Source organism: Streptomyces sp. NPDC101234, from assembly GCF_044767525.1.
GTDB lineage: Bacteria > Actinomycetota > Actinomycetes > Streptomycetales > Streptomycetaceae > Streptomyces > Streptomyces sasae.
The window spans coordinates 232,523-245,538 of the sequence record NZ_JBIWOA010000001.1; the positions used below are offsets into that span (position 1 = coordinate 232,523).

Consider the following 13,016-nt stretch of genomic DNA (forward strand, 5'->3'; position numbering starts at 1 on the left):
GTCCTGCGCGCATCCGAATCGATGGGGAAGCGTAGGTGAACTCTGTGCGACACGGAGTTGGCACAGGTGGACAAAAAAGGAAATCGGGATGCAAGAAGCCCCTTGGGTTCCATAGGTTTTTCACACCTGGAACACAAGGGGCTCTATCGGCCGGGGGCCTCGGTTCAGCGCTTGACGGCCTTCTGCAGCGCGCGGGCCCGGCGGACCATCCGCCGGGCCGTGGAGTTGCGGGGGATGAAGGCGAGCCGGCCCGGGATGCCACCGGGCAGCCCGAGCGAGGTCAGGCGCTTGCGCTTGAAGTAGCGCATGGAGCGGCCCTTCAGATGGCCGGCGAGGTAGCGCTCGGTCTCCGTGCGCAGATACGGGTAGATCTTCGGCTGCATCGCGAAGCCCACCGCGCGGATCAGTTCGCCGAGCGCCTCGACGCTCATGCCGGGGCGCTGCTCCTGGACCGCCTTGCGGTCGGTCAGCGCGGGCACCAGCGCGTCGACGACGGTGACCGGGACGCGGTTGCTGTTCTCGTACGGGGTGAGCCTGTCGAGGAGCGTGTCGGTGCCGATGCGGGCGGTCGGCAGGCCGTAGAGCGCGGACGCGGTGAGCAGCGCGGTGGAGAAGCAGCCGACCACCAGGGCGGGGCGCATCCGCTGGTAGAGCACCTCGGCGAGGACCGTGGTGTCCAGGACGGTGAGCTCGACCTGGAGCTTCTCGGCCTCCTGCTCCAGGGTGCGGGCGAACCGGGCCGGTGCGGAGGGGTGCGGCTTGAACACGACCTTGGTGTGGCCGAGCTCGACGGCGCCCTTCAACATCCGGACGTGCAGGTTCTCCTCCTGCTCCGCGGTGAGGATGTCGAGCGCGGAGAGGTACTGGCCGAGCAGCAGGGCCGGTTCCTCGATCTCGGGCAGCTCGTCACCGCTGGGCGCGAGTTCGGCCAGCACCTTGGTGAACGCGGCGGTCGGGACGACCTCGCCCTCGACACCGAACTCGGTGAGCAGCAGGGGCTTGAGGCCCGGCACCAGGTCGAGGTGGAGAACGCGGTCCACCCGGGTGCCGACCAGCGGGTCGATCTTGTTGCGGGTCGGGCCGTAGCTCATCAGGCCGTCGGCGTAGACCGTGACCGGGGCGCCGTTGAAGATCTGGGTGAGGCTGAGCGAGGGGTTGACCTGGATCGACTCCACGGCGAGCTCGACGTCCTCGTCGCCCAGCTGCCACTCGTGGCGCAGGAAGCGTTCCCACAGGGGCATGTCCTCCACCCGGGGGGCCCAGCCGCCCGGGTGGAACGGGAAGATCGTCTCGTTGTACGAGATCACGTCGTCGAACCGGTCGCGCAGCCGCTCGAAGCCGGGCGCCTCGTCCAGGCCCGGGGTGGTCTCGGGGGTCGCCGCGTTGTTGCAGACCAGCAGGATGCGCCGGTCGGCCGGGCGGAACGCGCCGGAGTCCAGGGCGGCGGCGAGGGTCGCGGTGCCGTAGAGGGTGGACGCCTGGAAGATCTGGGTGGTCACGCGGCGGCTCCCGCGGGGGCGGGACGGCGGCGCAGCCGGCGCAGCTTGGTGGCGCGCTGGAGGTCCATGGAGTCCAGGGCGTCGTCCAGCACGTCCTGCGGCATGCGCCGTAGCGCGGCGGCACTCATTGATTTCAGCTTCTTCGCCACCGCGGGCTCGAACCTTTCGATGGATCCCAGGTGATGGGAAATGATCGCGCAATACGTACGGACGGCCTTGGGCAGGAGATCCTTCGCGTCGGCGTCCTGTGCGGTTTCCTCGACCACCTGGTCGAACGCGCGAATGAAATCGAGCTGACGGACATCGCCGATCTGCGTGAGTGACGTGGCCACGCCACGCCGGTAGAAGACACCGAGCAGGTTCACCGCGGCGAAGGACTCCGCCTCCCGGTGCAGCTTCCAGATCCACGGCCGGTCCTCGGCCGTCCGCAGTCCGTCGGTGAAATGCACCAGTCCCTTGTCCACCAGACGGCGGTGATAGACCCCCGCCCACGCGTACGCGTAGTCGACGGAGGTGGACCGGTCCGCGGGCAGGATCGCCTTGCGCGGGTCCATCACGACGTTGCGGCGACCGATCGGCGCCCGCTGCACGAGCCGGGCCCGCGCGGTGCACTGCACATGATCGGTGCGGACGAAGTCGCAGCCCAGGGACTCGATGGCGGACACCAGATCCGGGTAGTAGCCCGGCGCGAGCCAGTCGTCCCCGTCCAGGAAGGTCACGTACTCGCCGCGCGCTTTGTCGATGCCGGTGTTGCGCGCGGTGGCCAGCCCTCCGTTCTTCTCGTGTCTGACATGAACCGCCCCTGGCAACTCGCGCTCGGCTCGGGCGAGAATCTCTGGGGTCCCGTCGGTCGAACAGTCGTCGACGAGAATGAATTCGAAGTCGTCACGCGCGTTCGCGCGCAGACTCCTCAGGGTGTCGGGCGCGTATTGCTGCACGTTGTAGAACGGCACGATGACGGAGAGCTTGACCACGTGGGGGACGTTAGAGGAGCCCCCGTCGTGCGTCTTGACCGCCGCCTTGATACCAGGTGAACGACATGTGGCGAGGTCGTGAACCGGGCCTTTTTGAGGGGCGATCCCGGGCTGATTCGCCATTCGGCGATGTGTTGTTAACCATTTGTTGGATTCGGGTTCGGGAGATCCTCGGAATGGCTTCCTAGCGTCTTCGGTGTGCCAGCAAGTGCAACGAAGTCCCTGCGGGTGGCCGTCCTGGCGGATTCCGACACTCGGTGGAAGTGGGGGGCGCTCACCGCGAAGCGCCTGATCCCCTCTGAAAGCGATGATCCGGACATCAGACTGGACGGTTACCTCCTGCGGGGCCGTGCCACCCCCACCGCCCGCCAGCTCCAGGAAGTCGGCGTCCACGCGGACTCGCTCCGTGAGGTGACGGCCGTCGAGTTCCTGAGAGAGATGGAGCAGCAGTCGTACGACATCCTCGTCCTCTCCCTCGTCGGCGGCGGGGTGCAGGCCATGCTGCACGGACTGCGCAGCGCCTGGGCCGGCCGGGAGAAGCGGCCCGTCGTCGTCACCGGCTATGTCGGTGTCGTCTACGAGAAGCTCGCCGACGGCCTGCTGCTGCGGCACGGCGCGGACCTGGTCCTCGCCAACTCCCGGCAGGACGCGGACCGTTTCCGGGCCGTGTACGAGGGGGTCGGCGCCGACGCGACCGCCGTCACCGAGGTCGCGCTGCCCTTCCTCGGCGGGGCGCCGTACGAAGGTGAACACAAGCCGTACACGGTGGTGTTCGCCGCCCAACCCTCGGTCCCCGACAGCCGCAAGGACCGTACCTACCTGCTCGACCGGCTGATCCAGCACGCCCGCAAGCACCCCGAGCGGGAGGTACTGCTCAAGCTGCGCTCCAAGCCCGGCGAGCACACCACCCACATCGAGGAACAGCCGTACCAGAAGCTGGTCCAGGGCAAGGACGTGCCCGCCAACTTCCGGCTGGTGTACGGGCACATGGGCGATGTGCTCGACCACACCGACCTGCTCGTCACCATGAGCTCCACGGCCGCCCTGGAGGCCCTGCACCGCCGGATCCCGACCGTGGTCCTCACCGACCTCGGCATCCGCGAGGCGCTCGGCAACCACCACTTCGTCGGCTCCGGGTGTCTCGCCTCCTGGGACCAGCTCGACGCCGGCCACCGCCCGGCGCCCGACGCCGACTGGGTCGCCCGGCAGGGCGTCGCCGCCGACGGCACGTACGCCACCGCCTTCGACGCGGGCCGCGAGCGCATCGCGAAGCTGCTCGACCGGCCGGGCGGGCTGCCGCCGCTGAACCCGTACTACACACCCGAGACCGCGCCCGGCTACCTGCCCGGCATCCTGGCCCGCCACCACCTCGGCCCCGACGGTGTCCCGCTGCCCGGCGCACCGGCCGCCGACAAGGCCCCGGGCCCCGTCCGCCAGATCGTGCGCCGGGCCGCACGCGGCGCCTACCGCCACGGCGTCCAGCGAGTGGCCCCCGTGATCCGCCGAATGGGAGAGCTGTGAGCGACCGGATCCCGCGTCAAGCGTCAGTTGCCGAAGGAACAGAGCCGATGTCCCACCCCGAAACCGCCGTCGTCCCCCGCGTCCTCGCCGTGATCCCCGCCCGGGGCGGCTCGAAGGGCGTGCCCGCGAAGAACCTCGCCCCGGTCGGCGGCGTCCCGCTGGTCGCCCGCGCGGTCCGCGAGTGCGTCGCCGCCCGCCTGGTGACGGACGTGGTCGTCTCCACCGACGACCAGGCGATCGCCGCCGCCGCCCGCTCGGCCGGCGCCGAGGTGGTGCTGCGTCCCGCCGCCATCGCCGGTGACACCGCCACCTCCGAAGCCGCCGTCCTGCACGCCATGGACGCCCACGAGGCGCTGCACGGCGCCCCGGTCGACGTCGTGCTGCTCGTGCAGTGCACCAGCCCGTTCATCGTCCGCGAGGACATCGACGGGGTGGCCGGCGCGGTCGTCGAGAACGGCGCCGACACGGCCCTGACCGTCGCCCCGTTCCACGGCTTCGTCTGGCGCGACGAGGTGCACGCCCCGGTGCCGGCGGGCGCCGACGAGGCCTCCGCGAGCGGCGGCTTCGGCGTCAACCACGACAAGTCGTTCCGCCCGCGCCGCCAGGACCGCCCGCAGGACTTCCTGGAGACCGGCGCCGCCTACGCGATGCGCGCCGACGGCTTCCGCGAGCACCAGCACCGCTTCTTCGGCCACACCGAGCTGGTGCGCACCGACCCCGCGCGCGTGCTGGAGATCGACGACCCGCACGAGCTCGCCCGCGCCCGCGCGCTGGCCCCCCTCTTCGACGCGGACCGGCCCGGTTCGCTGCCGACCGCCGACGACGTCGACGCGGTCGTACTGGACTTCGACGGCACCCAGACCGACGACCGGGTGCTGATCGACGCCGATGGAAAGGAGTTCGTCTCCGTGCACCGCGGCGACGGACTCGGCATCGCCGCCCTGCGAAAGAGCGGGCTCAAGATGCTGGTCCTCTCCACGGAGCAGAACCCGGTCGTCGCCGCCCGGGCCCGGAAACTCCAGATCCCGGTCCTGCACGGCATCGACCGAAAGGACCTCGCACTCAAGCAGTGGTGCGAGGAGCAGGGCATCGCTCCCGAGCGCGTGCTCTACGTCGGAAACGACGTCAATGACCTCCCGTGCTTCGCCGTAGCCGGCTGGCCCGTGGCGGTCGCGAGCGCCCACGACGTCGTACGCGGCGCCGCACGCGCGGTCACCACCCTCCCCGGCGGTGACGGCGCGATCCGAGAGATCGCCAGCTGGATCCTCGGCCCCTCTCTCGATTCCCTCCCGAAGTAAGGACACCCCACAGTCATGAGCAACTCCCGTCTGCGCACGTTCGGTTCCCGTGAGGTCGGCCCCGGTCAGCCCGTCTACATCTGCGGCGAGATCGGCATCAACCACAACGGTGAGCTGGAGAACGCCTTCAAGCTGATCGACGTCGCCGCCGAGGCCGGCTGTGACGCCGTCAAGTTCCAGAAGCGCACCCCGGAGATCTGCACCCCGCGCGACCAGTGGGACATCGAGCGCGACACCCCCTGGGGCCGCATGACCTACATCGACTACCGCCACCGCGTGGAGTTCGGTGAGGACGAGTACCGTCAGATCGACGAGTACTGCAAGGAGAAGGGCATCGCCTGGTTCGCGTCCCCGTGGGACACCGAGGCCGTTGCCTTCCTGGAGAAGTTCGACGTTCCGGCCCACAAGGTCGCCTCCGCGTCCCTCACGGACGACGAGCTCCTCAAGGCCCTGCGCGCCACCAACCGCTCGGTCATCCTCTCCACCGGCATGTCCACCCCGAAGCAGATCCGCCACGCGGTCGAGGTCCTGGGCAGCGACAACATCCTCATGTGCCACGCCACCTCCACCTACCCGGCGAAGGCCGAGGAGCTCAACCTCCGCGTGATCAACACGCTGGAGAAGGAGTACCCGAACGTCCCGATCGGCTACTCCGGCCACGAGACGGGCCTGCAGACCACCCTCGCCGCGGTCGCGCTCGGGGCGACCTTCGTCGAGCGTCACATCACCCTCGACCGCGCCATGTGGGGCTCCGACCAGGCCGCCTCCGTCGAGCCGCAGGGCCTCACCCGCCTGGTCCGCGACATCCGCACCATCTCGGCCTCCCTCGGCGACGGCGTCAAGAAGGTCTACGACTCGGAGCTCGGCCCGATGAAGAAGCTCCGCCGCGTCACCGGTGTCGTCGCCGAGGCGGAGATCGCCGCGGCCGCCGGCGAGCCGGTCCAGGTCTGACCCCTTTGTTAAGACGACGGGACGGTCGTACGTCGATGAGCCCCCGCGCCGGGAACACCGGCCCCCACACACTCGCGTTCGTCGAGAGTCCGGTGCAGTTGCTGAACGTGCTGGAGTGGGCGCATGTCCACGCCCTGCGCGGTTCGGCGGAGCCGCGGCCGACCGTACCCGGACAGGTACGGCGCTCGGTGTCCGGCATAGCTGCGCCCGGCGCGGAACTCACGATCGTCGTCCTGTCCCCGACCGACCCCATGACCCGGGGCCAGCTCCGCCGGATGGCGGACCTGGCCCGTGACGAGGGCTACCGGGTCCGCTGGGAGGAGGCGCGGGGCGGCACCACCGCGCCCTTCCAGACGATCGGCGGCCTGGCGGGCCCGCTCCGCCGGGCCGACCGGATCGTGATGGGGGATCCGTTCTCCCGCTACGTACAGCTGCTCCTGACGATCACCCGTGCCCGGGACCTGGTCGTCGTCGACGACGGCACGGCGACGATGGAGTTCGTCGCCCAGCTCGCCCGCGGTGAACGCCTGGTCCGCTGGCACCGCAAGGGCGGCCGGCCCGGCGCCCGGGACCTGCTCTTCGCCCCGGTCTCGTCCTCCGCCCGCCGCCGCCTCACCCCCAGCTCCCGCAGCCGGGTGGAGGTCTTCTCCTCCATGCCGATGACGGAGACGCCGCAGGGCGTGACGGTCACCGCGAACGACTTCTCCTGGACCCGGGCCCGCTTCGGGCCGCCGCGCATCACCAAGGGCGCGGACATGGTCGGCACCTCGCTGGTGGAGACCGGAGTCGTGGACGGCGACCGCTACCTGGAGGCCGTCCAGACCCTGGCCAAGGCCCACGGCGCGACCCGGTACTTCGCGCACCGCCGCGAGAGCACGGACAAGCTCCACCGGCTGGCGGCCGAGACGGGCCTGGAGATAGTCCGCCCGGATCTGCCCTTGGAGCTGATCGCCCGCCGCGGGCCCATCGGCCGTACGATCCTGAGCTTCCCCTCGACCGTCGTGCACACCCTGCCCCTCGCCCTGGTCGGCACGGGCGTCCGGGTGGCCGTCTGCGACATCGACCCGGCGTGGCTGACGGAGAACGCGTCACCTCGGGCGCAGGGGTTCCTCTCCGGTGTCACGGGAACGGCGAAGGACGTACACCGGCTGGCGGCGGTGACGAGCCCGGCGTGACCGGCGGCTTTCCGGGGCAGCCGGGGCCCGCTCACTCCCAGGTGGGCTGACCGCCTCGGGGTAGCGGGAGCCGGCCGCCCCGTGCGGCAGGATCTCCTGGACGCGGGCCAGGTCATCCGGGGTGAGGGTGACTGCGCGGCGGCCATGTTCTCCGCCAGGCGGTGCGGGCTGCGGGTACCCGGGATGGGCACGATGTCGTCGCCCTGCGCGAGCAGCCAGGCCGGCGCCGGCTGGGTGACCGTGGCGCCCTTGCCCTCCGCCAGGGCGGTCGGCTACGTCAGCGCCACCCAGTTCAGCCGCGAGTACCGCACCACCTGCGGCCTCCCCCCGGTCCAGGACGCGGCCCGGCTGCGCGCCCGCCTCACCCGTGCGACCCCCGCGCCGACGGGGTCGCAGCCCCGCCGGTCACATTCCCGCGTCCCGATCCGTCAGTGCGATGACAGCAACACACAAGCGCTGAGGAGACGGTGATGGAAACACGTGCGATCACGGCCGAGGTCCCGACGGGCCCGCGGATGTCCGAGGACCCGGCACAGCTCGTCCCCGAGCTGGCGGAGGTGTCCGCGGCGCTGTTCCGGGCCGCCGGCAACGGTTCCGTACCGCGTCCCACGATCAGCCTGGTCCAGCTGCGGGCCGGTCAGATCGTCGGCAGCACGTATCTGACCGTTCTGCACACGGGCTTCCTGCGCAAGGCGGGGGAGTCGGAGGAGCGGATCACGTCGGTGGCGTCGTGGCAGGACTCGCCGTACTTCACGGGGCCCGAGCGGGCGGCGCTGGCCCTGGTGGAGGCCGTCCTCCGGCCGTCGGCGGGGGGCGAGCGGGTCTCCGACGAGCTGTACGCCCAGGCGGCCGAGCACTACGAGCCCAAGGCGCTCGCCACCCTGATGTTCGTGATCGGCCAGGTCAACTTCTTCGTCCCGATCGCGCTGATCGCCAAGCCGGTACCGGGGCGGTCGTTCAACGCGCCCTGGAAGTGAGACCGCCGCCCGCGGCGCCGTGACCTTCAGACCACGGCCCGGCGGACGGCGTCGACCAGACCGTCGACGTCCTGCGCCGTGGTCGCGAAGGAGGTGACGAGGCGGACGACGCCCGGCTCCCAGCGGTCGTGGTAGAAGGCGTAGCCCTCGGCAAGGAGCGCGTCGACGACCTGCTGGGGCAGGTGGCAGAAGACGATGTTGGCCTCGGCCGTGCCCGGGAGGTGGACGCCCGGCACGGTCTTGAGCCCCTCCTGGAGGCGGGCGGCCATGGCATTGGCACGGTCCGCGTTCCGCAGCCACAGGCCGTCCGTCAGATAGGCGTCCAGCTGGGCGGCGTGGAAGCGCATCTTGGACGCGAGCTGGCCGGCGCGCTTGGCGCGGAAGGCCAGTTCGGGGGTGAGGGAGCGGTCGAAGACGACGATCGCGTCGGCGGTCATGGTGCCGTTCTTGGTGGCCCCGAAGGACAGCAGGTCGACACCCGCCCGCCAGGTCGTCTCGGCGGGGCTGCAGCCGAGCGCGGCGACCGCGCCCGCGAAACGCGCGCCGTCCATGTGAAGGCGCAGCCCCGCCTCCTCGGCGACGGCCCCGAGGGCGCGGAGTTCGCCGAGCGTGTACACGGCGCCGGTCTCGGTGGCCTGGGTGACGCTCACCACGGACGGCTCCACACTGTGCACGTCCCCCCGCTTGTGCCGGGCGGCCGCCCGCAGCGCACCGGGGTCGATCTTCGCGTCGGCGCCGGGCAGCGGGACGAGTTTGGCACCCGCGGTGTAGAACTCGGGCGCACCGCACTCGTCGTTGTTGATGTGGCTGTCGCGGTGGCACAGCACACTGCCCCAGGGCGGGGTCAGGGCGGCCAGGCTCAGCGCGTTGGCCGCGGAGCCGGTCGAGACGATCAGTACGTCGACGTCGCGCTCGAATATCTCGCACAGACGGCGCCGGACGTCGGCGGTGACGTCGTCCGCGCCGTAGGGCGCGGCCGGTCCGGCGGCGGCGCGGGCCACGGCGTCGATGATCTCGGGGGCCGCACCGGCGACGTTGTCGCTGGCGAAGGCATGGGCGTAGGGGGTGGTCGTGCTCACGGTGCGATTCCGGCTTCTGTCGTCGGTCGGCTGTCGGTCAGCTGACGATGGGCGAGGCGATGACGACGGTGACGTCCGCCGGTTCGGTCTCGGTGCGGTAGACGTGGGGCGCGTCTCCGGCGAAGGCGAGCAGGTCGCCCGCCCCCAGCAGGCGCGGGGCGTCGGCGGGTCCGGCGGTCAGCCGCCCCGCGGCGACGAGCAGGTGCTCCACGGTGCCGGTCGCGTGCGGCACACCCGCCAGTTCGGTGTGGGCGGGCATCCGCAGCCGCCAGATCTCCAGGCTGTGGCCGCTGCTGATCCGGCGGAGCAGCTCCCGGCCGACCTCGTCCTCGGGCAGGTCGGTACCGGCCAGGAACACCGGGCCGGGGTCGGTGTCACGGGTCAGCAGGTCGGTCAGCGGGATCCGGAGCGCGATCGCGAGCGCGTCGAGTGTCTCGATCGTCGGGTTGCCCCGGCCGGCCTCCAGCTGCGACAGCGTCGCCTTGCTGAGACCGGCGCGCCGGGCCAGCTCCGACCCGCTCATCCCGCGCTGTTCACGGCGCCGGCGGATCTGCGCTCCCACCGCGGCGGCGGTGCTGCTCGTCGACTGTCCGGGCGGCGGCGTCATCGGCGCGGCCCGTGCGCGGCGGAGTACGACACCCGGATGTGGCCCCGCTTCACCTTCAGGGACAGCTCCACGTCACGGAGGTCGCCGAGGCCGTGCACATGGGTGCCGCCGCAGGGTGCGGAGTGCAGGGCGCCCAGGGACACCACGCGCAGCCCCTGGCCGTCCACCGCCGCGGTCACCGGCAGGTCCTCGGCGACGGCCGCCGCGACCGCCTTGCGCAGTTCGGTGAGCACCTCCTCCCGGCCCTCGGGCTCGGTGAGCCGGGGATCCGGCCGCGGGGCGGTGAACTCGATGCGCGCCTGGCCGGGGAAGTGGTTGTTCGCGGCCAGCTCCCAGCCCTGGGCACGGCCCGCGGCCTCGACCAGATGACCGGCCGTGTGCAGGGCCGCGTGCGCGAGCCGTGTCTCCAGGTCGATCCGTGCCCGCACCGGCTGCCCGTCGGCGAACCCGGGCCACCCGCGCTCGTCGCCGACGGGTTCGACCACGACGAGCCCCGACGACGCGTCCCGCACGGGGACCACCTCGACATCGTCCAGCCACCCGTGGTCGGCGGGCTGGCCACCGCCCTGCGGATGGAACAGACAGTGCTCCACGGCGGCCCAGGCCCGCCCCTCGCGCTCACCCACGGCGATCACCCGGGTATCCACTTGCTCCGCGTAGGTGTCGTCGAGATAGCTCCTGACCTGCATCACATACTCCATAATCGATGAACGATGCGTTCACTATAACGAACGCATCGGTCGACGGCGAGCGCGTCCGCACCCCGGTCCGCAGTCCCGGAGCTACGGCGACACGGGCTCCGCAAGGTCGTCACGGGCGTCGAACCGCTCCCGGGCGGCGAGGATCTGCTCCGTGTGCAGGTAGGACCAGTCGGCGAGGGCGTTGGTCAACCTCGCGATGTCCGCGCCGAGTTCGGTGAGCGCGTACTCGACCCGGGGCGGCACCGTCGGATACACGGCGCGCGTGACGAGGCCGTCCCGCTCCAGGGCGCGCAGGGTCTGGGTGAGCATCTTCTGTGTGATGCCGTCCAGCAGGCGGCGCAGCTCGCTGAAGCGCATCGGACCGCCGCTCCGCTGAAGAGCACCGAGCACGTACAGCACCCCCACTTGCTGGCGAGCACCTCGACGACCGTACGGGTGGGGCAGTCGCGCATCTGGGCGGCGAACCACTCGGGGTCCGTGAGTACGGCGGCCCGCTCATTGGTATCCATAAGGAACCTGGGTAGCAAAAAGGTGCCTACTTCACAACAGATACCGACTGCCAGAGGATCGATCCGTGGCCACGAACCGATACCAAGACCAGGAGGAAGAAGAACCATGCCCATCGACCACGACGACAGGACGGCGATCTCCGACGTCCTGACCCGGTACTCGACCGCGATCGACCTCAGGGACTGGACGCTGTACCGCACCTGCTTCACCGACGACGTCACGGCCGACTTCCCCACCGGCACCTGGACGAACCGGGAGGATCTCGCGTCCTTCATGGCGGAATGGCACGCGGACCTGGGCCTGACCGTGCACCACGTCGACAACGTCGTCGTCACCGTCGACGGCGACACGGCCACCGCGCGCTCGTACGGCAACGCCGTCCTCCAGGCCGACCGGGCACACCCCGAGAAGTTCCTGGAACTGCACGGCACCTACGACGACACCCTGGTACGCACCCCGGACGGCTGGCGTATCTCCCACCGCACCGCCAAGGTCGTGTCGGCCGTGACCCAGGAGTCCACCGAGCCGGCGCTCGTCTCGGCACCGTAGCCCCGGAACGGAACGGCGTCCGGCCGCAGGCCACGGCCGGACGCGAACGGCACGGAACCGGCTCAGGGGCGCGACGCGCGGTCTTTGAGAGCGTTGACGAAGGGGGCGAACGAAGCGACGGCGAAGGTGAGGGTTCCGGCGGCCGGGGCCTTGGAGTCGCGGATGGATATGTGGGTGGCCGTGTCCGCGACTTCGACGCAGTCGTTGCCCTCGCCTCCGCCGGAATGCGACGACTTCTTCCACGGGGTGGGGGCGGTCATGCCGGTCCTCACAGCTCCTTGGCCAACTGATGGATGAGGTCACGTGACTGCTGCGGGGGCAGCGCTGCTTCCTTCACCCTACGGAAGAGTTTTCGAAAGTGCTCCAGTTGTGCGTCGGAGTCGACGAAAGCCGTGCCGTGCGGAGCATCGCGTACGACGGTGTCCAGCTGTGGCACCACGCCACCGAGGTGCACCAAGGTGCTCCCGGCCCCCGCGAAGTCGGCCAGGGCGAAGGGGATGACCCGGACCGTGATGTGGTCGGCCTCGGACATGCCCAGAATGCAGGTCAGTTGAGCCCGGGTCGCGGCGCGTCCGGCCACGCTGATGCGAAGCGCCGCCTCGTGGATGACGGTCTCGTACGGGATGGGGTCGGGGCCCTCGATGACGACCCGCCGCCTCATCCGGTGCTCCACCCGTAGTCCCACCTCGCTGTCCGGGAACTCCGGGTTCATGTAGGCGAAGAGGGCGCGGGCGTAGGCCTCGGTCTGGAAGAGCCCCGGCACGTGGATCACGGTCACGTCGTTGCGGAACCGCGCGTGATGGTCCAACTCGGCCAGGTCCTGGTAGGCCGCCGGGAGGACACCCCGGTACTCCTCCCACCAGCCCTGGGTCCGGTCGGTGGCCATCGCCGCCAGCCCGTCGATGAACTCGCCGTCCGCACATGCGTAGTTGGCGGCCATGCGGCGCAGACGCTGCTCGCTCACTCCTGAAGTGCCGGCCTCGATCTGGCTGATCTGGACCGAGTTCACGTCGAGCAGTGCGGCCGCCTCGCGGGAGCTGAGGCCCGCTGCCTCGCGGAGCCTGCGCAGTTCCACCGCCAGTCGCATCTGACGTGCGGTGGGCTCGCGCTTGGTCCCCATCGGCCGCTCCTTGGTTCAACGTGTCTGTCCACGCCCCTCGTTCGGGGTCAGATTA

15 protein-coding genes and 1 pseudogene are annotated in these 13,016 nt (G+C 70.7%); 7 read left to right on the forward strand and 9 right to left on the reverse strand.

Annotated features, from left to right (window positions below):
* Positions 1–164: 164 nt before the first annotated feature.
* Together ACIRR9_RS01100 and ACIRR9_RS01105 are read right to left on the reverse strand one after the other, a co-directional pair.
* Positions 165–1,499: an alpha-2,8-polysialyltransferase family protein gene (locus ACIRR9_RS01100; protein ID WP_365336602.1), complete on the reverse strand. Its 1,335-nt coding sequence runs from the start codon at positions 1,497–1,499 to the stop codon at positions 165–167.
* On the reverse strand, positions 1,496–2,473 hold the full coding sequence (locus tag ACIRR9_RS01105) for a glycosyltransferase family 2 protein (protein WP_123974624.1): 978 nt from the start codon (positions 2,471–2,473) through the stop codon (positions 1,496–1,498). Before ACIRR9_RS01105 ends, ACIRR9_RS01100 begins: the two co-directional genes overlap by 4 nt.
* 198 nt (positions 2,474–2,671) lie before the next feature.
* Between ACIRR9_RS01105 and ACIRR9_RS01110 the strand changes: the two genes are divergently transcribed.
* Genes ACIRR9_RS01110 through ACIRR9_RS01125 form a run of 4 tightly spaced genes read left to right on the forward strand, consistent with a single transcriptional unit; the run spans position 2,672 to position 7,418 of the window.
* Positions 2,672–3,994 (forward strand): DUF6716 putative glycosyltransferase, encoded by a 1,323-nt coding sequence (locus ACIRR9_RS01110; protein WP_365336600.1) that lies wholly within the window; start codon positions 2,672–2,674, stop codon positions 3,992–3,994.
* Positions 3,995–4,041: 47 nt separating this feature from the next.
* Positions 4,042–5,292 (forward strand): cytidylyltransferase domain-containing protein, encoded by a 1,251-nt coding sequence (locus tag ACIRR9_RS01115; RefSeq protein ID WP_403746228.1) that lies wholly within the window; start codon positions 4,042–4,044, stop codon positions 5,290–5,292.
* A 15-nt stretch (positions 5,293–5,307) separates the two neighbouring features.
* Entirely contained in the window at positions 5,308–6,243 is a 936-nt protein-coding gene (locus tag ACIRR9_RS01120; RefSeq protein WP_403746230.1) for an N-acetylneuraminate synthase family protein, read from the forward strand.
* Between the two features lie 35 nt (positions 6,244–6,278).
* Positions 6,279–7,418: a hypothetical protein gene (locus ACIRR9_RS01125; protein ID WP_403746232.1), complete on the forward strand. Its 1,140-nt coding sequence runs from the start codon at positions 6,279–6,281 to the stop codon at positions 7,416–7,418.
* Positions 7,419–7,460: 42 nt separating this feature from the next.
* On the opposite strand, the pseudogene ACIRR9_RS01130 reads toward ACIRR9_RS01125, so the two are convergent.
* A pseudogene (locus ACIRR9_RS01130) lies at positions 7,461–7,687 on the reverse strand (aldo/keto reductase); the annotation flags it as partial.
* Between ACIRR9_RS01130 and ACIRR9_RS01135 the strand changes: the two are divergent.
* Positions 7,611–7,889: a hypothetical protein gene (locus ACIRR9_RS01135; protein WP_403746235.1), complete on the forward strand. Its 279-nt coding sequence runs from the start codon at positions 7,611–7,613 to the stop codon at positions 7,887–7,889. The pseudogene ACIRR9_RS01130 and the gene ACIRR9_RS01135 overlap by 77 nt on opposite strands.
* A complete protein-coding gene (locus ACIRR9_RS01140) occupies positions 7,889–8,395 on the forward strand; it encodes a carboxymuconolactone decarboxylase family protein (protein ID WP_403746238.1) in 507 nt (168 codons plus the stop codon). Before ACIRR9_RS01135 ends, ACIRR9_RS01140 begins: the two co-directional genes overlap by 1 nt.
* A gap of 26 nt (positions 8,396–8,421) precedes the next feature.
* Here ACIRR9_RS01140 and ACIRR9_RS01145 read toward each other — a convergent pair whose 3' ends face one another.
* The 4 genes from ACIRR9_RS01145 to ACIRR9_RS01160 form a co-directional block, all read right to left on the reverse strand.
* Positions 8,422–9,474, reverse strand: a complete 1,053-nt coding sequence (locus ACIRR9_RS01145) for a threonine aldolase family protein (protein ID WP_403746241.1) — start codon at positions 9,472–9,474, stop codon at positions 8,422–8,424.
* Positions 9,475–9,511: 37 nt separating this feature from the next.
* Positions 9,512–10,081, reverse strand: a complete 570-nt coding sequence (locus ACIRR9_RS01150) for a helix-turn-helix domain-containing protein (protein ID WP_403746244.1) — start codon at positions 10,079–10,081, stop codon at positions 9,512–9,514.
* Positions 10,078–10,770, reverse strand: a complete 693-nt coding sequence (locus tag ACIRR9_RS01155; RefSeq protein WP_403746247.1) for a metal-dependent hydrolase — start codon at positions 10,768–10,770, stop codon at positions 10,078–10,080. Before ACIRR9_RS01155 ends, ACIRR9_RS01150 begins: the two co-directional genes overlap by 4 nt.
* 93 nt (positions 10,771–10,863) lie before the next feature.
* Positions 10,864–11,139 carry a winged helix-turn-helix transcriptional regulator gene (locus ACIRR9_RS01160; RefSeq protein ID WP_403746250.1) on the reverse strand — a complete coding sequence of 92 codons (276 nt, stop codon included), beginning with the start codon at positions 11,137–11,139 and terminating at the stop codon, positions 10,864–10,866.
* Between the two features lie 258 nt (positions 11,140–11,397).
* Between ACIRR9_RS01160 and ACIRR9_RS01165 the strand changes: the two genes are divergently transcribed.
* A complete protein-coding gene (locus ACIRR9_RS01165) occupies positions 11,398–11,841 on the forward strand; it encodes a nuclear transport factor 2 family protein (protein WP_403746253.1) in 444 nt (147 codons plus the stop codon).
* Positions 11,842–11,903: 62 nt separating this feature from the next.
* Here ACIRR9_RS01165 and ACIRR9_RS01170 read toward each other — a convergent pair whose 3' ends face one another.
* Together ACIRR9_RS01170 and ACIRR9_RS01175 are read right to left on the reverse strand one after the other, a co-directional pair.
* The gene (locus tag ACIRR9_RS01170) at positions 11,904–12,101 is read right to left on the reverse strand and encodes a DUF397 domain-containing protein (protein ID WP_403746256.1); all 198 of its coding nucleotides are present in this window, start codon (positions 12,099–12,101) and stop codon (positions 11,904–11,906) included.
* 8 nt (positions 12,102–12,109) lie between these two features.
* A complete protein-coding gene (locus ACIRR9_RS01175) occupies positions 12,110–12,961 on the reverse strand; it encodes a helix-turn-helix domain-containing protein (RefSeq protein ID WP_403746258.1) in 852 nt (283 codons plus the stop codon).
* Positions 12,962–13,016 lie beyond the last annotated feature (55 nt).

Bases quoted from the DNA above. Each gene is read 5' to 3' on its own strand.
- ACIRR9_RS01140 (WP_403746238.1), top strand. From the start codon at position 7,889: ATGGAAACACGTGCGATCACGGCCGAGGTCCCGACGGGCCCGCGGATG.
- ACIRR9_RS01170 (WP_403746256.1), bottom strand. From the start codon at position 12,101: ATGACCGCCCCCACCCCGTGGAAGAAGTCGTCGCATTCCGGCGGAGGC.
- ACIRR9_RS01115 (WP_403746228.1), top strand. From the start codon at position 4,042: ATGTCCCACCCCGAAACCGCCGTCGTCCCCCGCGTCCTCGCCGTGATC.
- ACIRR9_RS01175 (WP_403746258.1), bottom strand. From the start codon at position 12,961: ATGGGGACCAAGCGCGAGCCCACCGCACGTCAGATGCGACTGGCGGTG.
- ACIRR9_RS01150 (WP_403746244.1), bottom strand. From the start codon at position 10,081: ATGACGCCGCCGCCCGGACAGTCGACGAGCAGCACCGCCGCCGCGGTG.
- ACIRR9_RS01155 (WP_403746247.1), bottom strand. From the start codon at position 10,770: ATGCAGGTCAGGAGCTATCTCGACGACACCTACGCGGAGCAAGTGGAT.
- ACIRR9_RS01135 (WP_403746235.1), top strand. From the start codon at position 7,611: ATGTCGTCGCCCTGCGCGAGCAGCCAGGCCGGCGCCGGCTGGGTGACC.
- ACIRR9_RS01165 (WP_403746253.1), top strand. From the start codon at position 11,398: ATGCCCATCGACCACGACGACAGGACGGCGATCTCCGACGTCCTGACC.
- ACIRR9_RS01120 (WP_403746230.1), top strand. From the start codon at position 5,308: ATGAGCAACTCCCGTCTGCGCACGTTCGGTTCCCGTGAGGTCGGCCCC.
- ACIRR9_RS01160 (WP_403746250.1), bottom strand. From the start codon at position 11,139: ATGCGCTTCAGCGAGCTGCGCCGCCTGCTGGACGGCATCACACAGAAG.
- ACIRR9_RS01125 (WP_403746232.1), top strand. From the start codon at position 6,279: ATGAGCCCCCGCGCCGGGAACACCGGCCCCCACACACTCGCGTTCGTC.